Source organism: Streptomyces sp. NPDC032126 (assembly GCF_055580085.1).
Genome location: NZ_JBVIMA010000001.1, coordinates 1351122 through 1373002, shown reverse-complemented (window position 1 = coordinate 1373002; position 21881 = coordinate 1351122). Strand labels below are relative to the sequence as shown.

Sequence of the window (21881 nt, the reverse complement as noted above, 5' to 3'; positions counted from 1 at the left end):
ACCCGGCTCCACGCCCTGTTGTACCCCTCCACACCCCAAGGTGATCCCTTATGCCCTCCTACGCGCCTTCTGTCACTCAACTCGACGTCGCCGGCGAGCTGTTGAGCCTGCTGCGTACATCCACCACCGAACCGCGCGCCGATCTCCAACTGGAGGCCCTGACCCTGGCCGTGGCCGCCGATCTGCCCGTACTGCTGTGGGGTGAGCCCGGGATCGGCAAGACCGCGGCGCTCACGCAGCTGGCCGAGGCCCTCGACCTGCCGCTGACCACGGTGATCGCCAGCGTGCACGAACCGTCCGACTTCTCCGGGCTGCCCGTCGTGGGCGACGACCCCGCCGCGCAGGGGGTGCCGATGGCGCCGCCGGACTGGGCGGTGCGGCTGGTGCGGGCCGGGCGGGGGCTGCTGTTCCTGGACGAGCTGTCCACGGCGCCGCCCGCGGTGCAGGCCGCGCTGCTGCGGCTCGTGCTGGAGCGGCGGATCGGCGCGCTGCGGCTGCCGCCCGGCGTACGGATCGTGGCCGCCGCCAATCCGCGCTCCTCGGCCGCCGACGGATGGGAACTGAGCCCGCCGCTGGCCAACCGCTTCGTCCATCTCCAGTGGACCCACGACCACGAGGTCGTCGTCCGCGGGCTCGGCGGTACCTGGCCACGGGCCACCCTGCCGCTGCTCGACCCGGAGAGGCTGCCCGAGGCCGTCGACTTCGCCCGCCGCGCGGTGTGCGGGCTGCTGACCGCGCGGCCCACGCTGGTGCACCGGCTGCCCTCCGGGGAGACGCGCCGGGGCGGGCCCTGGCCCTCGCCGCGCAGCTGGGAGATGACGCTGGGCCTGATCGCCTTCGCGACCGCCGCCGGATCCTCCCGGGACGTTCTGTCCCTGCTGGTCAGGGGAACCGTGGGGGACGGTCCCGGACTTGAGCTGCTGGCCGCCATGGACCGGATGGACCTGCCCGACCCCGAGGACCTCCTCGCCGACCCCGCCGGGGCCGTGCTGCCCGAGCGCGGGGATCTGCGGCAGGCCGTGCTGGACGGGGTGGTGGAGGCGGTGCGGGGCCGTCCGGAGCGGTCGCGGTGGGACGCGGCGTGGGCGTTGCTGGCGCGGGCGGCGGAGACGGGCGCCCCGGATCTGGTGGTGGTCCCCGCGACCACCCTCGCCTCGCTGCGCCGTGAGGACTGGGACGTACCGGAGTCGATCGAACGGCTGACCGGGGCCGTGGCCCTGTCCCGACGAGCGGACCGCACGGTGGCCCGCGCCACGGCGACCACAAGGGCGGCACGATGAACGCGGCCACGGCCGGGGCGCCGGACGAGAAGCCGAACGGCGACCGGCCGAATGCCGACCAGTTCGACCAGCTCGACCAGTTCGACCAGTTCGACCGCGAGAAGCTCTACGCCGCCCGGCTGCACGCCGCCCGGGTCCGGCCGTATCTCGCGTCCGCGCTGTTCGCGCTGCACGCCGTCGCGTCGCGGCACGTGCCCACCATGGCCGTCGACCGGTACTGGCGGTGCTATGTCTCGCCGGCGTTCGTGGCCCGAACGCCGGTGGAGGAACTGGCCGGGGTGTGGGTGCACGAGGTGTCGCACCTGCTGCGCGACCACCACGAGCGCGGCGACCGGCTGGCGCGCGAGCAGGGGCTGACCGGGCCCGGCGACCGGCTGCGGATGAACATCGCGGCCGATCTGGAGATCAACGACGACGTGTACGGCGACGGGCTGGAGGAGCCACGGGGCGCCGTCCGGCCCGACATGCTGCTGCTGCCCCGGATGGACCTCATGGAGGACTATCTGCGCGCCTTCCGGCTCGGGCCGCGCACCCAGGACTTCGCCTGGCTGGACTGCGGCAGCGGCGCCGACGGGCTGGAACGGGAGTGGGACCTGGGGCCGGACGGCGCCCACGGGCTGAGCGACCAGGAGCGGGACGCCGTCCGCTTCCGGGTGGCACAGGGCATCAACGCGGCGCCGGGCGACGCGCCACGGGGCTGGCGGCGGTGGGCGGAGGAGGCGTTCCATCCGCCGCAGCCCTGGCGGGAGCTGCTGGGCGCGGCGGTCCGCTCGGCCGCGTCCGCCGGCGGGGCGGGCGACGACTACACCTACGGCCGCCCCGCGCGGCGCTCGGCCTCCGTCCCCGGCGTCGTCCTGCCGAGCCTGCGGCGGCGGCCCCCGACGGTCTCCGTCGTCATCGACACCTCCGGCTCGGTCAGCGACGCGGAACTGGGCAGCGCGCTCCTCGAAGTGGCCGCGATCTCCCGCGCCCTGGGCGGCCGCCGCGACCTGGTGACCGTCCTGCCGTGCGACGCGGCGGCGCCCGTCGCCCACTCGCTGTGCCGGGCCGAGGGGATCCCGCTGGTGGGCGGCGGCGGTACGGATCTGCGGACGGCGTTCGCCAGGGCCCTGGCGTCCCGCCCGCGGCCGGACGTGATCGTGGCCCTGACCGACGGCCAGACCCCCTGGCCCGGGACCCGCCCGCCGTGCCGCACGGTGGTGGGCCTGTTCCCCCGCGAGCGGACCCGGCGGGTCGACGAGAACAACCCCGCGTACGTGCGCAGGTCGCCCCCGGAGTGGGCCAGGGTGGTGACGATCGGCTAGACCGGACCGATCACCGCTCGGCGCGGGCCCTCAGCGCCTCCAGCATCAGGTCCACCGCCTCCTCGAAGGAGCTGTGGGCCATGCTGGGCAGTGCGTCGCGGGCCGCGGTCAGGACGGGGTGGGCCTCGGGGTCCAGGGTCTGGTAGACCTCGCGCCAGGCCCGTTCGTCGGCCTCGCGCCGCGCCCGCGGCAGGGCCTGGAACGCCGCCTCCGTGGCGGCGTGGCTGAGCACGGTGTCGATGAAGGCCAGGTAGAGACGCGTGGCGCTCGCCGTGTCGAAGCCGGCGGACAGGAGCAGGCCGACGCCCGTCTCCACGGCCTGGATCTCGTTCTCGCGGCGGGTCACCCGGTGTGCGGCGAGGGCGGCGGCGCGGGGGTGGGCGAGGTAGCCGGCGCGCACCCGCAGGGCCATGTCGCGCAGCGAGGCCACCCAGTCGCCGGACGGGACGAAGCCCGCCATCGCGTCGCCGATCAGCCGGTCGGAGAGGGCGAGCACCAGGTCGTCGGTGTCGTGGAAGTAGCGGTACAGCGCGGTGGGATCGCAGCCCAGGGCGGCGCCGAGACGGCGGACGCTCAGCGCCTCGGGGCCGTGTTCGCCGATCAGCCGCAGGGCCGTGTCCACGATCAGCTCCTCGGACAGCAGGACGCCCGAGCGGGTGGGCCGCCGGCGCCGGCGCTCCTCCGGGACACGGGTCGGCATACCGGTGCTCCTCTCGTGTGTGCGTGCTCGCAGTGAACGACGTGCGCCAGCACTACGTCAACAGGGTTGACGCAATATGGCGGCCGGTTGTTCCATCACAGTCCCCGTGCGGCTGTCTCCCCCCTCGCCTCCCCCGCCCCGGTCTCGTGAGGAGCCTCCATGCCTGCCATGCCGTCCCCGTCCTCCGCCCCGCCTCCCGCCCTGCGCCGTTCCCTCGGCGTCGTCGACGGCGTCGCGATCGCCGCGTCCAGCACCGCCGCGACCACCAGCATCGGCATCGGCATGGGCGCGATCGCGTCCGTCGTCGGCCTCCAGGCCCCGGCCCTGCTGCTGCTCGCGTTCCTGCCGGTGCTCGGCATCGCCACCGCCTACGCCCGCCTCAACCGCTCCGAGCCCAACTGCGGCAGCGGCTATGTGTGGGTGGGCAAGTCCCTCGGTCCCTGGCCGGGCTTTCTGACCGGCTGGGTCACCCTGGTCGGCTCGATCGTCTTCTGCGCCTACACCAGCGCCGTCATGGGCTCGGTCGTGCTCATCCTGGCCAACAAGGCGGGCCTGCACACGCTCGCCGGCGTCGCCCTCGATCCCACGTCCACCGGCGTCAGTACGGCCGTCGGGCTGGTGATCCTCCTCGCCCTGACCTCGGTGACGGTCACCGGGGTGCGCGCCGCCACCCGGTTCCAGTTCGGCCTGCTGGTCTTCGAGTACACCGTGCTGCTGGCGTTCTGCGGGTGGGCTCTGGTCAGCGGCAGCCACGCCTTCTCCCTGTCGTGGTTCAACCCCTTGGAGATCCCGGACGGCACCGCCTTCGCGCAGGGCATGGTCCTCGCGGTGTTCTTCTTCTGGGGCTGGGACGCCGCCTTCAGCGTCACCGAGGAGACCAGGAGCCCGGGCGACGCCGCCCGGGGCGGTTTCATCGCCCTGTTCACCATGCTCGGCCTGTTCCTGTTCTGCTCGGTCGCCTTCCAGCGGGAGATGAGCCTCGCCGAACTCGTCCGCAATGGCCCCCAGGCCCTGCCGTACCTCGGCGCGAAGCTCGCCGCCGAGCCCTGGGCCACGCTGCCGCTGCTGGCCCTGATGTTCTCCGCCGTGGCGTCCGTCCAGGCCACGCTGATCCCCACGGCGCGCGGCCTGTTCGCCATGGGCCGGGACCGCACGATGGGGCCCGTGTGGACGCGGATCCACCCCCGGTACGGCACTCCGGCCGTCGGCACGGTGATCGTCCTGGCCGTCTCCGCAGCGATCGCCCTGCTCGCCGTCGCACTGCCCCAGCTGAGCGACATGCTGCTGGCCGCCGTCAACGCCATCGGCCTGGTCGTCGCGCTCTACTACGGCCTCACCGCGCTCGCCTGCGCCGTCCGCTTCCGCTCCGCCCTCAGCGAGGGCCCGCGCCGGGCGCTGCTCGCCGTCGGTGTGCCCGCCGTCTCCGGAGTGGCCCTGCTGGGCCTGGGCGGCTACCTCGGATACTCGTATCTGACCATGAGCGATCACTTCGAACTCAGCCCGGACAACGGCTGGTTCATGTTCAGCCTGCCCGCGGCGATCGTCCTCGCCGGCCTCGTCATGGCGGCCGTCGCCAAGTACGTCCGCCGCTCGCCGTACTTCACCACCGGGCGCGGCACCGACGCCGACGCCCTCACCCTTCCGATGGACCGCACCGCGGCCTGAAGCCGACGCACCGTCACTTTCCCTTCCCATCAACGGAGTTACCGCGCATGACGCATCCCCCGGCCACCGGGCCCGCCGACCTCGTCCTGACCGGCGGCCCCGTCCACACCGTCGATCCGGCCCGCGCCCGCGCCACCTCGGTGGCCGTGCGCGGCGGGCGGATCGCCGCCGTCGGCCACGACGAGGTGCTCGAACTGATCGGTCCGCGCACCGAGGTCGTGGACCTCACCGGCAGGCTGCTGCTGCCGGGCTTCCAGGACGCCCATGTCCATCCGCAGGGCGCGGGCCTCGAACTGGGCCTGTGCCATCTCGCCGACGTCACCGACGCGGACGCCTACCTGCGCAGGATCCGCGCGTACGCCGACGCCCACCCGGACGCCGAGTGGATCACCGGCGGCGGCTGGTCCCTGGAGGCGTTCCCGGGCGGCTCCCCCACGGCCGCCGCCCTGGACGCGATCGTGCCGGACCGGCCGGTCTTCCTGCCCAACCGCGACCACCACGGCGCCTGGGTCAACAGCCGCGCGCTGGAGCTGGCCGGCATCGACGCCGGCACCCCCGATCCGGCGGACGGCCGGATCGAGCGGGACGCCACCGGCCGCCCCACCGGCATGCTCCAGGAGGGCGCGGCCCATCTGGTGAGCCGGCTGGTGCCGGATCCGACGCCGGACGAGCAGCTGGCCGCGCTGCTGCGCGCGCAGGCCGTGCTGCACTCCCACGGTGTCACGGCGTGGCAGGACGCCATCGTCGGCGCCTACGCCACCATGACGGACCCGGCGCCCTCCTACCACGCGGCCCTGGACCGGGGCCTGCTGACCGCGCGGGTCGTCGGGGCCCTGTGGTGGGACCGGGAGCGGGGCGCCGAGCAGATTCCCGAACTCGTCGCCCGGCGGGAGGAGTTGAGCAGAGACCGGTTCCGGGCCGGCACGGTGAAGATCATGCAGGACGGCATCGCGGAGAACCACACCGCCGCCCTGCTCGACCCCTATCTCACGGGGTGCGGCTGCGCCTCCGACAACAGCGGCATCAGCTTCGTCGAGCCGGGCGATCTGCGGAAGTACGTCACCGAGCTCGACGCGCTGGGCTTCCAGGTCCACTTCCACGCGCTCGGCGACCGCGCGGTGCGCGAGGCGCTGGACTCCGTGGAGGCCGCCCGGGCGGCCAATGGATGGTGTGACACCCGGCACCACCTGGCGCATCTTCAGGTGGTGCATCCCCAGGACGTCCCGCGCTTTCGCGCGCTGGGCGCGAGCGCCAACCTCCAGATGCTGTGGGCCGCCCACGAGCCACAGATGGACGAGCTGACCCTGCCCTTCCTCGGCGCGGAACGCGGGACCCGCCAGTACCCGTTCGGGGATCTGGTGCGCACGGGCGCCACGGTGGCGGCCGGCAGCGACTGGCCGGTGAGCAGCCCCGATCCGCTCCAGGCGATCCATGTCGCGGTCAATCGCGTCACGCCGGAGGCGCCGGAGGGGACCCCGGTGTTCCTGCCCGGACAGCGGCTCGACCTCGGGACCGCGATCGCCGCGTACACGGCGGGCAGCGCCTATGTGAACCACCTCGACGCCGTCAGCGGCAGCATCACCGTGGGCAAGGCGGCCGATCTGGTCGTCCTGGACCGCGACCCGTTCGCCGGGCCGTCCGAGGAGATCGCCGCGACCCGCGTTCTGCAGACGTTCGTCGACGGCCGCCGCGTGTACGCGGCCCCCGACGCCTGAGCACGGCGGACCCGGGCACCGCAGCAGTCGTCGTCCTGCGGGCCCGGGCGCCAGGGCCGGCCGATCCGGCCGTCGTGCTGCCTGGTGAGCGCGGTCGGCCGCCGGTCTGTCCGGTGAGGGGCGGGGTCAGCCGCCGTTCAGCCGGGCGCGCAGCAGGTCCTTGCCGAGTTCGGCGCCCTTGCGGCTGTCCGCCTGGGCCTTGCGGAACAGGTCGGCGACCTCGGTGTCCTTGTCGCGTACGGCGTCCTGGATGTAGGTCTCCAGGCGCAGCGCGTTCTGCAGACACGCCTCCACGTACCAGATCAGGTTGTAGTCCTTGTCCCGAGTACCGGTCACCTCGCCGGTCTCCATGCCGGTGGCCATGCCGGCCTCCTCCCTGCGTACGGAACTGTCCTCTGAGCGCCGGACGAGTACCCCGGGGCGCCCCGGACACACCGAGCGGGCGGGCGGGCCGAACAGGGGCGCGGTGATCGAACGAAACAGGGTGAAACGCCAGGTCACGCCACCCCTTCCGCCACGTAGAAATATCTACCAGCATGCATATGCCGGGTCGGTGCGCCGCCGACGGCCCGTGCGGGGGCGGTTCCCCCTGCCGGCTCGGTGCGCGCGATCGGCCCTCACGGACGTCTTACGGAGCCGGACATGAGCGATGCGATGTGGACCCGCGGCGTGGAGTGGCTGGCCGCCGCCGCGAAGGACCCGCGGGCCTGCAAGCGGGACTGGGACCAGGGCGACGGCATCGCCCTGCTGGAGGCCGGCCGGTACTGGGACCTGCTCAGCGTCCCCGACCGGCTGGGCCTGCTCACCCTCGACCTGCTGTGGCAGCCCGCGCTGCCCCTGCCGGGGCCGACGCTCGTCGACACCGCCGCCCACCGGGTCGGTTTCCTGCTGCCGCCCGACCCGCGGAGCCGGTGGATCGGCGCCGGGGTGCGGCACGCCGGTCGGGGGTCCTGGGTCGCGGTGCCGCCGCCGTACCGGGCCGCCCGGTACATGGAGTGGCTCGTGCCGCCGGACGGCAGCGGTTCGCTGCACCCGCCCGCCACTCTGGAACTGGCGCTCCGGCGGGCCAACGGCACGCTCGCGGTGCTGACGCAGCCGCACGAGATCTGAGGGGTCAGCCGCGCCCGGTCGTCCCGCCGGGCGGGAGCGAGGCGAGGGACACCCACTCGACGTCGGGCCGGCCCGGCACGGTCCGCCCCCGTGCGCGCCACTCGCGGACGAGGCCGGCGTAGATCGGCGCGCGGCTCCAGGATCCGCTGCCGAGATCGGCGCGGGAGGCGGGGCCCGGGTCACCGCCGAGCCGGCGTCCGGGGGCGGGGGAGATCTGGTCCATGCCGGGGCAACGGTCCGAGGGCGCCGGCGGTACGCGCGGGGCTCCGGCGGTCACCGGCGCGGGTGAGCGAAGTCCCCGATCGGAGTCCCGGTTCCATGTGATGGTCCTACCGGCGTTCCCCGCGATCGTCGTACCGCATGATGTGATCCCAACTCCCCGAAGGTGTACGGCAATTCGGTCAGTCGGCGCAGAAGTGAACAGAAGACGGTCGCTTTCCGGGCCAAGTCTCGCTCGACCGTGCGAGACCGGTCGATGACGGTGTGTACTGTGCTCCGGAGCGCCTCACGGAAAGAATCTTGAGCACTCCCCTGCCCGATTCCCGCACCGGACCGCCCGACCCCCTGGAACCCCTTCGATGATCGAATTACCGGACCTCGCCCTGGGCGGTCTCGCCCTCGGCACCCTGTCCGCGCTCGCCCTGAGCGGCGGGCTGCTGCGATCGCGGCGGCAACAGGCCCGGCAGCGCGCGGAGATCGCCGCACTGCGCACCCAACTCGACGGCTCATTGCGGGCGTTCACCGCCGAGGTGGAGCACCTGGCCGCACGGCGCGTCCCCGCCGCCGGCCGCCGGGTCACGCATCCGCACGTCGACGTTCCCGGCACCCTCCAGCCGTTGACCGTGGGCACCCCGCTGGGCATCGCCCTGGAGAACGTGCTGCTGGCCGTGCAGAGCGAGGTGGCCGAGCAGCGCACCCGGGTCGACGCCGCGGCCCAGGCCGGCATGCGCGGCGCGACCCGCGAGATCCAGGCGGCTCTCTACCGCCTCCAGGACGCCCTGCGCGGACTGCAACAGCGCTACGACGACCCCGAGTTGGCCCAGACCCTCTTCCAGCTCGACCACGAGAACGAGCAGTCGCTGCGGCGCGCCCAGGTCGCCGCCGTGGTGTGCGGGGCCTGGGTGGGTCTCGCCCGCGAGGAGTCCCACGTGGTGGACGCGGTGACGGGCGGTCAGGCCCGGCTCGCGGGCTACCACCGGGTCAAGGTCCACCACCATCTCGAACCCGGCACCGCGCTCGTCTCGCACGCGGTGGAGCCCGTCGCCATCATCGTCGCCGAGCTCCTCGACAACGCGCTGCGCCACTCCGCGCCCGACACCGACGTCCTGGTCAGTCTCGAACACGTCCACCACGGCGTGTGCGTGACCATCGACGACGCCGGTCTCGGCATGACCGAGGACGAACGCGACCGCGCCCAGCGGCTGGTGGCCGGCGACGACCCGATCCTGCTGACCGACCTGGGGGATCCGCCGCGCATGGGGCTGGCCGCGATCGGCCGGCTCACCCGCCAGTTCGACCTGCGGGTCGACGTCTCCTCGGCCTCGCCGTACGGCGGGGTGCGGGCGGTGCTGCGGATCGACAGCCATCTGCTCAGCCGGATCGACCCGGTCGCCCAGCCGCCGGCGGCCAGCACCCCGCGCACCACCCGCACGGCGGAGCCGGCCCGGCCGCCCGCCGCCACCAGCGGCGTCCCGGCCCACGGCTACGGCGGCGAGGCGGCGCCCCCGGAGGCCGCCGCCGAACACGCCGCGGCGGTCGACGCCGACGGCCTGCCGCAGCGCCGCCGCCGCAGCCGCGACGGGGACCCCGCCCGGAGCGCCGTGCCCCAGGCCCCCGCGCCGCTGCGACCGGCCCCCCGGCCCGAGCAGGCCGCCGCGGCACTGGGCGCCCTGCAGTCCGGCACGGCGGCGGCACGCTCCGAGGCGGCGGCCGTGCGGGACGACGCCGCGCACGCTGACGCGGCCTCCGAGGCCGCCGAACGCACCGAACCGACCGAACTCACCGACCACGAAGGAGACATCTCCCGATGACCAGCCGCAACGCGGGCGACACGGCTTGGGTGCTGGAACCGATCCTGCAGGTGCCGCATGTCGTGGCGGCCGTCATGCTGACCCGCGACGGGCTCGTGACGGGCTACACCGACGCGCTGTCCCAGCCGTCGGCCGAGCGGGTGGCCGCGATCACCAGCACCGTGCAGGGCGCGTGCCGGACGGCGGCCGCCGCGTTCGCCGACGCCGACCGCGCCGAGGTGCGGCAGATCGTCATCGAGTCCGACCACGGATACGTCCTGATCGTGCCGACCGCCCACGGCACCTGCGTGGCGGCGTACGGGGACGCCGAGGTGCGGCTGGACCTGCTGGCGCACCGAGTGCACTCGCAGGTGGCGCGGATGGGCGAGAAGGCCATGGTGGCCGCGCCCCGAGGAGCCGACGACCCCGCGACGCCGTGACCGCTCGCCCGGCCGGGCGTCCCCTGGTCCCCGCGTATCTGTCGACCGGCGGGGTGGCCCGGCCGAGCCGCCCCCATCTGGAGCGGCTGTCGGTGCTGACGCGCGGCGACGCCCCCGTGCCGGCCGGGCTGCCGGCCGCCGAACTCGCCCTGCTGGACATCCTGTCGGGCGGTGCGCTGGCGCTGGTGGAGGCGGCGGCCCTGCTGCGGCTGCCGGTCTCCGCGGTGCGCGTGCTGGCGGCCGGACTGGCCGACCGGGACCTGGTCCTCACCCGCGCGCCGATCCCGTCCGCCGACCGCTTCGAACCCGACCTGCTGAAGAGAGTGGCCGATGGCCTCCGCGCCCTCAAGCACTAGCGGCTCCCCCGCCGACGGCATCCATCTGCCCGACACGGCCCGCGACCTGGTGAAGATCCTGGTCGCGGGGCCGTTCGGGGTGGGCAAGACGACCCTGATCGACTCCGTGTCGGAGATCCGGCCGCTGCACACCGAGGAGCTGCTCACCGAGGCGTCCGCGCGGGTGGACGACCTGGCCGGGGTGCGGGACAAGGCGACGACGACGGTCGCCATCGACTTCGGCCGGATCAGCCTGCCCGGCGGGATCGTGCTGTACCTGTTCGGCACGCCCGGCCAGGAGCGGTTCCGTTCGCTGTGGGACGACATCGCCTACGGGGCGCTCGGTGCGCTCGTCCTCGTCGACAGCCGCCGTATCGACGCCTCGTTCGACGTGCTGGGGCTGGTGGAGGACACCGGGCTGCCGTACGCGGTCGCCTTCAACGCCTTCCCCGACGCGCCCCGCCACTACGGCGAGGAGCAGCTGCGGCGCGCGCTGGACCTGGAGCCGGGGACACCGATGGTCACCTGCGACGCGCGGGACGCCAACTCCTCCATCGACGCGCTGCTCGCCCTCGTCGACCATCTGATCGCCGCGGAGGCCCGGTGACCCCCTATCCCCCGGACCAGCACGACTTCTCGCGCTCCGCGCCGGTACGGCTGTGGGAGGACGCGTTCGCGGTTGACCCGGACCGCTACTACGCGGCGCTGCGCGCCCAGGGCCCGATCGGCTGGGCGGAGCTGGCGCCCGGCGTCCCGGCGTACGTCGTCACCCACCGGCGCGCCGCGCTGGAGGTGCTGCACGACACGGACCGGTTCTCGCACGACCCGCGCGCGTGGGAGACGACCGTGCCCGCGGACACGCCCGTGCTCGGCATGATGCGCTGGCGGCCCAACGCGCTGTTCGCCGACGGCGGCGCGCATGTGCGCTACCGCGCCACGCTGCTCGACGTGTTCGACCTGGTGGAGCCGCACGACCTGCGGGCCCGCGTGCACCGCGCGGTGCGGCTGCTGGTCGGCCGGATCGGGCCACGGGGCGAGGCGGACCTGGTCGGGGAGTTCTCCCGGCCGCTGATGGCGCTGGTCTTCAACGACCTGTTCGGGCTGCCGGACAGCCAGGGCGACCGGCTCAACGAGGGCCTGCTGCGGATGATGGAGGGCGGTGCGCAGGCGGCCGAGGGCGAGGCGGAGTTCGCCCGGTACGTGCTGGAGCTGATCGCCGCGAAGGCCGAGCGGCGCGGTGACGACCTGCCCAGCTGGCTGCTGGACCATCCGGCCGGGCTGACGCCGGAGGAGGTCACCTGGCAGGTGTTCCTCACCCTCGGCGCCGGGTACGAACCCACGGCCAACCTGCTGTCCAACACCCTGTCGAGGATCCTCGGCAACCCGGCGTACTACTCGACGCTCACCAGCGGTGCCCGGCCCGTGATGGACGCGGTGGTGGAGGTGCTGCACCACGAGACGCCGCTGACCAACTACGGCATCTACTACGCCCGCAAGCCCCTGGCCTTCCACGGGGTGTGGCTCAGGGACGCGGTGCCGGTCGTGGTGTCCTTCGGAGCGCTCGCCAACGCCGCCGAGGACGGCGCGGCCGGCCCGCGTCATCCGAACGACGCCTCGCACCTGTCGTGGGGCGCGGGCCCGCACGCCTGCCCGGTCAAGCAGCACACCCTCCTCATCGTCACCGAGGCGATCGAGCGGCTCACCCAGTGGCTGCCCGATCTCGACCCGGTGCTGCCGCGCGAGCGGCTGGGCTGGCGGCCCGGACCGTTCCACCGGTCCCTGACCGCCCTGCCCGCCCGTTTCACCCCTCGCACCCCCGACCAGCCAGGAGTCCCGTCGTGACCGTGTCCGACCGCATCGCCCTCGACCCGTTCGGCGCCGACATCCCGGCCGAGAGCGCCCGGCTGCGCGCCCTCGGAGCCGTGGTGCCCGTCGAGCTGCCCGGCGGCATCCCCGCCTGGGCGCCCACCGGGTACGACACGCTCAAGCAGCTCATTCTCGATCCGCGGGTCAGCAAGGATCCGCGCAAACACTGGCGGCTGTTCCCGCAGATCGGCGAACACCCCTCCTGGGGCTGGATCCTGGGCTGGGTCGGCGTGACCAACATGCTCACCACCTACGGCGGCGACCACACCCGGCTGCGCAAGCTGGTCGCGCCCAGCTTCACCCAGCGGCGCACCGAGGCGCTGCGGACGCGGGTCGAGGAGATCACCGAGGAGCTGCTGGACGCGCTCGACAAGGGCGGGGACCCGGTCGATGTGAAGGCCGGTTTCGCCCACCCGCTGCCGATGCGGATCATCTGCGAACTCTTCGGCGTGCCCGAGGAGTTGCGGGAGGCGACCGCACGGCTCATCGCGGCGATCATGGACACCTCCGACCCGAGTCCGGAACACGCGGCGTTCGTGCAGGAGCAGATCGTCACGGTGCTGGGCTCGCTCATCGCCCACAAGAGCGAGCACCCCGGCGACGACATGACGACCGAGCTGATCCGGGTGCGGGACGAGGACGGGGACCGGCTCAGTGACGAGGAGCTGCTGCACACGCTGCTGCTGGTCATCGGGGCGGGCTTCGAGACCACGGTCAACCTGATCGGGAACGCGGTGGTGGCGCTGCTGAACCGGCCCGAGCAGCTCGCCGCGGTGCGGCGCGGGGACCTGACCTGGGACGCCGTGGTGGACGAGACGCTGCGGGTGCATCCGTCGATCGCCTCGCTGCCGCTGCGGTTCGCGGTCTCCGACCTGACGGTGGGCGACGTGACCATCCCCGCCGGGGACGCCATCATCACGACGTACGCCGCCGCCGGGCTGGACCCGGCGCACTACGGGGAGGAGGCGGACGTGTTCGACGCGACCCGTGGCGCCGACGACCACATGGCGTTCGGGATCGGTGTGCACCGCTGCGTCGGCGCGCCGCTGGCCCGGATGGAGGCGCTGACGGCGCTGCCCGCCCTGTTCGACCGGTTCCCCGAGCTGCGACTGGACACCGCGGAGGAGTTGCGGCAGGTGCCGTCGTTCATCGCCTTCGGCTGGCAGGAGATACCGGTACGGCTGCGGGGCTGAGGCACGGCGGGCGGGCGACCGGTCCCCCGTTCCGGTCGCGCGCCCGCACCGCGTCGAACATACGTGCCGGGGAGCGTGCGGGTGAACCGTCGCGGTGCCCACTCGGGGCCTCGCGGGACTCACCTGTGCACAGATGCGTCCGGAAGGCCCGCTTCCGCCGGGGTGAGGGCGGGTTCGTCGAGGTCGCGCACGGCCAGATGGGCGAGCACGACCTCGTAGAGATCGCTGCCGGCGGCCAGCAGCTGGCGTTCGAGGACGGGTTCGGCGCTGCGTACGTGGTCACGCACGGTCTGGGCGTGCACCCCGAGCCGCTGGGCGGCGCGTTCGGCGTTGCCGCCGGCCGCGATCCAGGTGCGCAGGGTGCGGCGCAGATCGCGGGTGTCGGTGTCCAGCCGGGCCAGCAGGCCGTGCGCCCAGGTGCGCAGGGCGACTCCGGCCAGCAGGTCCCCGAGGCGGGCCGGGGCCGTCGTACCGGCCGGGGCCGGGGCGGTCTCGGCCAGCGCGACCTGGGCGTTCAGGGCGAGATGGACGGTGGCGCGCACGGTGAGGTCGGAGAAGTCGGTGCGCAGCAGGGCCTCGACGCGCTCCATGCGGGCCCGCACGGTGTTGCGGCTGACGCCGAGCACCTTGGCCGCGCTGACCGCGGTGAACTCCAGGCCGAGACGCGTGGTGGCGAGGAGTTCGGCCCGGGTGTGGTGGGCGAGGCTGTCGAGCGGGCGCAGCAGCCGGGTGCTCCAGGTGTGCAGCACGGCCGGGTCCATCAGGCGTTCGGGGTGGGTGCGTTCGGCGTAGACGGCCGACTGGTCGGTCCGGAAGCGGGCGACGGCGAGGGCGCTCACGGCCTGTCCGTACGCGGTGGCGGTGCGGGCCAGGCTCTGGCGGGCGCTGCCGCCGAGGAAGGTGCCGGGGTGGTGGTCGAGGACGGTGCGCAGGCGGGTGACCACGGTGTCGTCGGGAGCCACGACGATGACATGGCCGTCCATCGCGGGGCAGCGGACGACGAGCGCGCGGCCGTCGGTGGCGCTCACGCACTCCTCGGCGAGCCGGTCGCGTTCCCCGGGGCTGCTCTCGACGACGTAGACGCAGGTGGTGTCCGTGTCGAGCAGGCCGGGCCAGAAGCCGGAGGCGACCCGGCGGGCGGCGACGGTGTCCTCCACCATCAGCAGCTGCAGGATGGCCAGGCGCAGATCGGCGGTGGCCCGTTCCAGGCGGTGCCCGGCGGCGGTCGACTCCCGGGCGCGCAGCAGGAGTTCGAGGACGGACGCGGTGCGGTGGACGATGTCGGCGGTGTGCCGGTCGAAGGGCGCGGTGCGGGCCACGGCCAGCACCCCGGCCACGGCGGGTGGGGGGAGGTCCACCTTGAGGAGGCGGATGTGCCGCCCCCGGTCCTCCCAGGCGGCGGAGGCGAGCCGGCCGGCGACGATGGACGCGACGAGGTCCTGGTCGAGGGGGACGGGCGGTCCGGACAGGACGGTGCCCGACTCGTCGACGAGGGCCACGCCGGCCTCGACGGTGGCCGCGAGCCAGTCGAGGATCCGGCGGGTGTCGCCGCCGGCGAGCCGCAGGTGATCGAGGAGCTGCTCGGCCCATGTCGCCCCCGCACCACCCCGCGCACCCTCCCGGTCAGCCACCTCGCCGCCCCCTTCGTCCCGGTCCCGAACCCCGATGTTCCGGCGGGACGTTACCGCACCCCGCGACGGGCGCCCAGGGGGCGAAAGCGCAGGTGAGGGGGGTGTATGGCAAGTGACTTCCAGGGATGGGGAGTTGACCGCGAGCACGGGGGTCGGCGTGGGGGGTGACGAGCGGACCGGGGGGCACACCCCGCACCCCGCCGCCGCCCCCTGAGCCGGCACCCCGCACCCGCCCTCTCGCCCCGCGTCCGCGCCCCGCCGCCCTCGCCCCCCGACCCGCCCCCGATACCTGGGCAGCGGCCCCGTCCCCTCCCCCACGCGACCTCTCCCGTGCGCGCCGGACGGTGATCACGGCATAAGCTCGGCAGATGGCGAAGTACTACGACGTGCACCCCGACAACCCCCAGCCGCGCACCATCGCGCAGGTCGCGGCCGCCATCCGGGCGGACGCGCTCATCGCGTACCCGACGGATTCCTGTTACGCGCTGGGCTGCCGGCTGGGCAGCCGGGACGGCATCGAGCGGATCCGGACCATCCGGCAGTTGGACGACCGGCACCACTTCACCCTCGTGTGCCAGGACTTCGCCCAGCTCGGCCAGTTCGTGCGGGTCGACAACGACGTGTTCCGGGCGGTCAAGGCGTCCACGCCCGGCAGCTACACCTTCATCCTCCCGGCGACGAAGGAGGTGCCGCGCATGCTCCAGCACCCGAGGAAGAAGACGGTGGGCGTGCGCATCCCGGACCATGTCGCCACCCAGGCCCTGCTCGCCGAACTCGGCGAGCCGCTGCTGTCCAGCACCCTCCTGCTGCCCGGCGAGGACGAGCCGATGACCCAGGGCTGGGAGATCAAGGACCGGCTCGACCACGTGGTGGACGGGGTCCTGGACTCCGGCGACTGCGGCACCGAACCGACGACGGTCATCGACTTCTCGGCGGGCGAGGCGGAGATCGTCCGCCGGGGAGCGGGGGACACCTCACGGTTCGAGTGAGGACCGACCTTCACGGATCGACGTTCAAGCGTCAACGTCATTGACATGTACACCACTCAGTGCGACGTTGAGAGCGCTCTCAACAGGTACGGACCAACCCCACAGGCCTACCCGCACGGAGGTGAAGGGTGCTCACCCGGATCACCACGGCACTGCTCGGCACGGTCGCGCTCATCGGCGCGCTGCTCACCCTGGGACCAGCGGCCGACGCCGCCGTCCCCGACACGATCCCCCTGAAGATCACCAACAACTCGGGCCGCGGCGAGGCCCTCTACGTCTACGACCTCGGCACCCTCCTGGCGACCGGCCAGCAGGGCTGGGCGGACGCGAACGGCACCTTCCACGCCTGGCCCGCCGGGGGCAACCCGCCCACCCCGGCCCCGGACGCCTCGATCCCCGGCCCCGCGGCCGGGCAGTCGACGACCATCCGGATCCCCAGGTTCTCCGGCCGGCTGTACTTCTCCTACGGCCAGAAACTCGTGTTCAAGCTGACCACCGGCGGCCTGGTGCAGCCCGCCGTGCAGAACCCGAGCGACCCCAACCGGAACATCCTGTTCAACTGGTCGGAGTACACGCTCAACGACGGGGGGCTGTGGCTGAACAGCACCCAGGTCGACATGTTCTCCGCGCCGTACGCGGTCGGCGTGCAGCGCGCCGACGGCAGCACGGTCAGCACCGGGCACCTCAAGGCGGGCGGCTACAACGGCGTGCTCAACGCCCTGCGGGGCCGGGCCGGTGGCTGGGCGAACCTGATCCAGACCCGCTCCGATGGCACCGTCCTGCGCGCGCTGTCGCCGCTGTACGGGGTGGAGACCGGCGCCCTTCCGGCGAACGTCATGGACGACTACGTCAACCGCGTCTGGCAGAAGTACGCGACGACGACACTGACCGTGACACCGTTCGCCGACCAGCCCGGCACCAGGTACTACGGCCGGGTCTCGGGCGGTGTCCTGAACTTCACCAACGCCTCCGGCGCGGTCGTCACCAGCTTCCAGAAGCCGGACGCGGCCAGCGTCTTCGGCTGCCACAAGCTGCTGGACGCGCCGAACGACGCGGTGCGCGGACCCATCTCCCGCACCCTGTGCGCGGGCTTCAACCGGTCGACGCTCCTGGTGAACCCCAGCCAGCCGGACACCACGACGGCGCAGTTCTACCAGGACCCGGTGACCAACCACTACGCCCGCGCGATCCACGCGCAGATGGCGGACGGGAAGGCCTACGCGTTCGCCTTCGACGACGTCGGTCAGCAGGAGTCGCTCGTCCACGACGGCTCTCCGCGCCAGGCGTATCTGACGCTGGATCCGCTCAGCTGAACGCGACGACGTCCCGCACACGGAGCCCGTGTGCGGGACGTCGGTCGGTCGGTGCGGATCAGCCGGTCGTCACGGCGGTGTCGTCGACGACGAAGCTGGTCTGGAGCGAGGAGTCCTCGACACCGGTGAACTTCAGGGTCACCGTGGAGCCCGCGTAGGAGCCGAGGCTGAAGGACTTCTGCACGTAGCCGGAGGCCGCGTTCAGGTTGGAGTAGGTGGCCAGGGTGGTGGACCCGGCGGTGACCGTCAGCTTGTCGTACTGGGTGCTGGTGGTGGTCTCGGCCGTGTCGATGTGGAGGTAGAAGGTGAACCTGGTGTTGGTGCAGCCGCTCGGGATCGTCACCGACTGCGACAGGGTGTCGGTGTGGGTCGACCCGTAGCCGTCCAGCCAGGCCTTGTAGGAGCCGGTCCGGGCCGCCTCGCTGCTGGAGTTGGTGATGACGCCGCTGGAGGCGGTCCAGGTGGTGTTGCCCGACTCGAAGCCCGGGTTGCCCAGGAGCTGGGTGACGGTGCAGGAGCCGCCGCCGCTGGAGCTGACCGTCCAGCTGAAGGTCGCGGTCCCGGTCGCACCGGTCGAGTCGGTCACCGTGACGGTGGTGCTGGAGGTGCCGGCGGTGGTCGGGGTGCCGGAGATCAGACCCGTGGAGCTGTTGATCGACAGACCGGCGGGCAGGCCGGACGCGGCGTACGTGAGCGAGCCGCTGTTGGTGCTGCTGGCGGAGATCTGCAGGCTCACGGCGGTGCCGACGGTCGAGGACTGGCTGCCGGGGTTGGTGACCGTGACGCCCGTGCTGGGCACGGTGATGTGGCTGCCGACGTTGATGCCGGCGAACGCGTTGCCGACGCCCGCGTACTGCGCGGAGCCGGAGCCGTACAGGGCGGCGGCCGCGTTGAGCGCGGCGGTGCGGGCGCCCGCGTAGGTGGTGCTGGACGTCATGTACGTCGTCAGCGCCTTGTACCAGATCTGCAGGGCGGCGGCGCGGCCGATGCCGGCGACGGCGACGCCGTCCGAGGTCGGGCTGTTGTAGGTGACGCCGTTGATGGTCTTGGTGCCGCTGCCCTCGGAGAGCAGGTAGAACATGTGGTTCGCCGGGCCCGAGGAGTAGTGCACGTCGAGGTTGCCGACGCCCGAGTACCAGCTGTCGGCGGAGCCACCGTCCTTGCTGGGCTTGTCCATGTAGCGCAGCGGGGTGCCGTCGCCGTTGATGTCGATCTTCTCGCCGATGAGGTAGTCGCCGACGTCGGAGGGGTTGTTGGCGTAGAACTCCACGCCGGTGCCGAAGATGTCGGAGGTCGCCTCGTTCAGGCCGCCCGACTCGTCGCTGTAGTTGAGCCCCGCCGTGTTGGACGTGACGCCGTGGCTCATCTCGTGGCCGGCCACGTCGAGCGAGGTCAGGGCGTGGGTGCCGCCGGTGCCGTCGCCGTAGGTCATGCAGAAGCAGTCGTCGTCCCAGAAGGCGTTGACGTACGCCGAGCTGTAGTGGACGCGGGAGTACGCGGCGACGCCGTCGTTCTTGATGCCGCTGCGGCCGAAGGTGTTCTTGTAGAAGTCCCAGGTCTCCTGGGCGCCGTAGGCGGCGTCGGCGCCGGCGGTCTGGGTGTTGGACCCGGATCCGGTGCCCCAGACGTCGTCCGCGTCCGTCATCAGGGTGCCGGTGCCCGAGGTGCCGTTGTTGAGGCTGTACGTCTTGTGGCCGCCGCGCGTGGTGTCGTACAGCTGGTACGTCGATCCCGACAGGGTCGTGCTCAGGCTGACGCTGCCGCTGTACTGGGTGTTGCCGGTGCCCGTCTTGATGTCCTGGAAGCGGTGCAGCTCGGCGCCCGTGGTGGCGTCGGTGATGACGTGCAGCCGGCTCGGGGTGCCGTCGTCCTGGAGGCCGCGGATCACCGTCTCCCAGGCGAGCTTCGGGGTGCCGCTGCCGGCCCAGATCACCTTGCGCACGCTGTCGGCGGTGGCCTGCCGGGCGTCGAGCGCCCGCGCGGCCTTCAGCGCCTTGGTCTCGGCGGCGTCCTTGGCGAAGGTGGCGGTGGTGGAGGCGACCGACACGGTACGGCGGTTGTTGTTGAAGGTCGTGCTGACGGTGCCGGAGGCCGCGGAGGCCGGGGGCGTGTGCACGACGAGGTCGCCGCCGAGGACGGGCAGACCGGCGAAGGTGCGCTCGTAGCGGGTGTGGACGGTGCCGTCGTTGTCCTTGACGACGTCCTTGACGACCAGCTTCTCCTGGGCGCCGAGGCCGAGACCGGCGGCCGTCTGCGCGGTCCTCGCCTGGGCTCCCTTGACGAGCGCGGCGTGCTGCGCGGGCGTGAGGTCGGCGGGCAGGGCGCCGGTGCGCAGGGGGGTGGGGTGGGGTGCCGCGGGCTGTGCGGACGCGGGGCCGGACTGGAGGCCGACGGCGAGAAGGGCGGCGGTGGAGAGCAGGGCTGCTCCGGCCGCGCTCCGCTTGCGGGGGATGCGTCTCACGCGTACTCCTACTGCGACGGCCGTGGGGAACGGCCGGTGACAGACCGGGCAGACGGATGTGCTGTCCGGAACGAGCTGAGCTGTGCGGGACCGATCTGCGGGGAGAACGTGCCGCCGCTGCGCGGTGGCTGGGAGGGAGGATGACAGTATTGACCGGTCCATGTCAGTGCGAGCCGGGGGGTTCAAGGGTTATCCCTCGGTACCGGGCGCCGAAGGCGAGGGGGAGCCCCGTGTCCCTGTGAGCGGACTGTCCGGACGCTGTGCGACCCGGCCGGTTCCCGGAAGTCCACCGCGTCAACACCGGGTGGGCGCGGGCCCCTTGCCGCCCTCACCTGGCCGATTGCTACGGTTCCCCGGTGTCTGAATCCTCACGCGACACCGCGGAAGGCGCCGGCTGGGGCGGCGCGGAACGCGGCGCGTACCTGAAGCTGATGCCGTCCCGGGTCGAGAAGATCTCCTGGCTCGACCCCCGCATGCTCTGGGCGGCCCGCAACGGCGTACTGGCGTCCTGGTTCGGCGATCCCACGGGCCGCACCCGCAGCCGCTGGGTGGCCCGGCGGGCGGCGGCCGGCGCACCCGCCGACAAGGTGATCCGGCGCGACGACCCGGACCGCTTCTCCTTCCTGGTGATCGGCGACACCGGAGAGGGCGACGAGCCTCAGTACGCCGTCGTGCCAGGGCTTCTGAAGGTGGGTCAGGACACCCGCTTCGCGGTCCTCGCGAGCGATGTGATCTACCCGGTCGGCAGCGCCGACGACTACGCGACCAAGTTCTTCCGCCCGTACCGCGACTATCCGGCGCCGATCTACGCGATACCCGGCAACCACGACTGGTACGAGGACCTCGGCGCCTTCATGCGGGTGTTCTGCGACGACACCGCGGCCCTGCCCGCCGAGCCCGCGCCGCGCCCGCTCACCCGGGCCTGGCTGCGGTCCCTGCTGTGGCACCGACCGCGCCCCGGCGACGGCGAACACCTCGCGCAGGCGCGGGCGTTGCGGCCGCTGTCGTCCCAACAGGCCGTGCAGCCGGGGCCGTACTGGGCGATCGACTCCGGACCGCTGCGGATCATCGGCATCGACACCGGTCTGCTGGGCACCCTCGACGCCGAACAGGGCGCGTGGCTGCGGGAGGTGTCGCGCGGACCCCGCCCGAAGATCCTCATCACGGGCTCACCGCTGTACGTCGACGGCGAGCACCACCCGTGCCCCATCGAGGGCGGCGGCACCGTCGACGACATCGTGCGCGATCCCGGACACCACTACGTCGCGGCGATCGGCGGCGACATCCACAACTACCAGCGCTACCCGGTGACGCTGCCCGACGGGCGCACCCTCCAGTACGTCGTCGCGGGCGGCGGCGGGGCCTTCATGCACGCCACGCACACCATCCCGCGCGTCTCCGTCGCCGGGGTCGACGAGCGGGACTTCCGCTGCTATCCGCTGCGCGGCGACTCCCTCGCCTTCTACAGCCGCCTCTACGGCCGCCGGCTGCGTCTGCGCCGCTTCTTCACCCTCACCGAGGCCGAGGCGACGGCGGTGATCGCCGAGCGGCTGGGCATCCCCCCGACCCGGACCCCGGGCGCCGGCACCCGCGTCACCCGGCGTGTCCGCCTGGTCGCGAGCCTGCTGGGCGCGGGCGGGCGACCCGAGCGGACCTCGCGGTTCCGGCTGCCCGTGCGCAAGATCTACACGCAGCTGTTCTCGCCGGGCTCCGCGACGTACAGCCCGCCCTTCTTCAAGTGCTTCCTGCGTCTGGACGTCTCGCCGGAGGCGGTCCGGCTGCGCTGCCACGCGGCCACCGGCAACCGCGCGCAGGAGATCGACCCGCCGGTCGAGGACGAGGTCGTCATCCCGCTGAACTGATCACACTC

General features: G+C 73.1%; 19 protein-coding genes. 14 read left to right on the top strand and 5 right to left on the bottom strand.

The genetic code is table 11. The features are described 5' to 3' along the window. Positions 1–50: 50 nt before the first annotated feature. Positions 51–1280: an AAA family ATPase gene (locus tag ACZ5NW_RS05820; protein ID WP_468742454.1), complete on the top strand. Its 1230-nt coding sequence runs from the start codon at positions 51–53 to the stop codon at positions 1278–1280. After that, positions 1277–2584, top strand: a complete 1308-nt coding sequence (locus tag ACZ5NW_RS05815; protein WP_468742453.1) for a vWA domain-containing protein — start codon at positions 1277–1279, stop codon at positions 2582–2584. Before ACZ5NW_RS05820 ends, ACZ5NW_RS05815 begins: the two co-directional genes overlap by 4 nt. 10 nt (positions 2585–2594) lie before the next feature. Here ACZ5NW_RS05815 and ACZ5NW_RS05810 read toward each other — a convergent pair whose 3' ends face one another. Further along, the gene (locus tag ACZ5NW_RS05810) at positions 2595–3284 is read right to left on the bottom strand and encodes a TetR/AcrR family transcriptional regulator (RefSeq protein WP_468742452.1); all 690 of its coding nucleotides are present in this window, start codon (positions 3282–3284) and stop codon (positions 2595–2597) included. A gap of 168 nt (positions 3285–3452) precedes the next feature. On the opposite strand from ACZ5NW_RS05810, the gene ACZ5NW_RS05805 reads away from it, so the two are divergent. Beyond that, positions 3453–4949, top strand: coding sequence for an APC family permease (locus tag ACZ5NW_RS05805; protein ID WP_468743000.1), 1497 nt, complete (start codon positions 3453–3455; stop codon positions 4947–4949). A gap of 47 nt (positions 4950–4996) precedes the next feature. Then, positions 4997–6664 (top strand): amidohydrolase, encoded by a 1668-nt coding sequence (locus ACZ5NW_RS05800; protein ID WP_468742451.1) that lies wholly within the window; start codon positions 4997–4999, stop codon positions 6662–6664. 126 nt (positions 6665–6790) lie between these two features. Here the strand turns inward: ACZ5NW_RS05800 and ACZ5NW_RS05795 are convergent, their stop codons facing one another. Then, positions 6791–7027, bottom strand: a complete 237-nt coding sequence (locus ACZ5NW_RS05795; RefSeq protein ID WP_468742450.1) for a hypothetical protein — start codon at positions 7025–7027, stop codon at positions 6791–6793. A gap of 279 nt (positions 7028–7306) precedes the next feature. On the opposite strand from ACZ5NW_RS05795, the gene ACZ5NW_RS05790 reads away from it, so the two are divergent. After that, a complete protein-coding gene (locus tag ACZ5NW_RS05790) occupies positions 7307–7774 on the top strand; it encodes a hypothetical protein (RefSeq protein WP_468742449.1) in 468 nt (155 codons plus the stop codon). Positions 7775–7778: 4 nt separating this feature from the next. Here ACZ5NW_RS05790 and ACZ5NW_RS05785 read toward each other — a convergent pair whose 3' ends face one another. Further along, positions 7779–7997 carry a hypothetical protein gene (locus tag ACZ5NW_RS05785; protein ID WP_468742448.1) on the bottom strand — a complete coding sequence of 73 codons (219 nt, stop codon included), beginning with the start codon at positions 7995–7997 and terminating at the stop codon, positions 7779–7781. 355 nt (positions 7998–8352) lie between these two features. On the opposite strand from ACZ5NW_RS05785, the gene ACZ5NW_RS05780 reads away from it, so the two are divergent. The 6 genes from ACZ5NW_RS05780 to ACZ5NW_RS05755 are packed head-to-tail and all read left to right on the top strand — an operon-like array spanning position 8353 to position 13617. Then, complete coding sequence (locus ACZ5NW_RS05780; RefSeq protein WP_468742447.1) at positions 8353–9804, top strand: ATP-binding protein; 1452 nt, start codon at positions 8353–8355, stop codon at positions 9802–9804. After that, a complete protein-coding gene (locus ACZ5NW_RS05775; protein WP_468742446.1) occupies positions 9801–10223 on the top strand; it encodes a roadblock/LC7 domain-containing protein in 423 nt (140 codons plus the stop codon). Before ACZ5NW_RS05780 ends, ACZ5NW_RS05775 begins: the two co-directional genes overlap by 4 nt. Further along, positions 10220–10579, top strand: coding sequence for a DUF742 domain-containing protein (locus tag ACZ5NW_RS05770; protein ID WP_468742445.1), 360 nt, complete (start codon positions 10220–10222; stop codon positions 10577–10579). The genes ACZ5NW_RS05775 and ACZ5NW_RS05770 overlap by 4 nt, the downstream gene beginning before the upstream one ends. Beyond that, positions 10554–11165: a GTP-binding protein gene (locus ACZ5NW_RS05765; RefSeq protein WP_468742444.1), complete on the top strand. Its 612-nt coding sequence runs from the start codon at positions 10554–10556 to the stop codon at positions 11163–11165. Before ACZ5NW_RS05770 ends, ACZ5NW_RS05765 begins: the two co-directional genes overlap by 26 nt. Continuing rightward, a complete protein-coding gene (locus ACZ5NW_RS05760; protein WP_468742443.1) occupies positions 11162–12400 on the top strand; it encodes a cytochrome P450 family protein in 1239 nt (412 codons plus the stop codon). Before ACZ5NW_RS05765 ends, ACZ5NW_RS05760 begins: the two co-directional genes overlap by 4 nt. After that, positions 12397–13617, top strand: coding sequence for a cytochrome P450 family protein (locus tag ACZ5NW_RS05755; protein ID WP_468742442.1), 1221 nt, complete (start codon positions 12397–12399; stop codon positions 13615–13617). The genes ACZ5NW_RS05760 and ACZ5NW_RS05755 overlap by 4 nt, the downstream gene beginning before the upstream one ends. A 119-nt stretch (positions 13618–13736) precedes the next feature. On the opposite strand, the gene ACZ5NW_RS05750 is transcribed toward ACZ5NW_RS05755, so the two are convergent. Beyond that, positions 13737–15248 carry a helix-turn-helix domain-containing protein gene (locus ACZ5NW_RS05750; RefSeq protein ID WP_468742441.1) on the bottom strand — a complete coding sequence of 504 codons (1512 nt, stop codon included), beginning with the start codon at positions 15246–15248 and terminating at the stop codon, positions 13737–13739. Positions 15249–15616: 368 nt separating this feature from the next. On the opposite strand from ACZ5NW_RS05750, the gene ACZ5NW_RS05745 reads away from it, so the two are divergent. After that, a complete protein-coding gene (locus ACZ5NW_RS05745) occupies positions 15617–16237 on the top strand; it encodes an L-threonylcarbamoyladenylate synthase (protein WP_468742440.1) in 621 nt (206 codons plus the stop codon). A gap of 128 nt (positions 16238–16365) precedes the next feature. After that, complete coding sequence (locus tag ACZ5NW_RS05740; protein ID WP_468742439.1) at positions 16366–17550, top strand: glycoside hydrolase family 64 protein; 1185 nt, start codon at positions 16366–16368, stop codon at positions 17548–17550. Positions 17551–17608: 58 nt separating this feature from the next. On the opposite strand, the gene ACZ5NW_RS05735 is transcribed toward ACZ5NW_RS05740, so the two are convergent. Further along, positions 17609–20011, bottom strand: a complete 2403-nt coding sequence (locus ACZ5NW_RS05735; RefSeq protein ID WP_468742438.1) for a M4 family metallopeptidase — start codon at positions 20009–20011, stop codon at positions 17609–17611. 356 nt (positions 20012–20367) lie between these two features. Between ACZ5NW_RS05735 and ACZ5NW_RS05730 the strand changes: the two genes are divergently transcribed. Further along, positions 20368–21873, top strand: coding sequence for a metallophosphoesterase family protein (locus ACZ5NW_RS05730; protein ID WP_468742437.1), 1506 nt, complete (start codon positions 20368–20370; stop codon positions 21871–21873). The last annotated feature ends 8 nt before the right edge of the window (positions 21874–21881 follow it).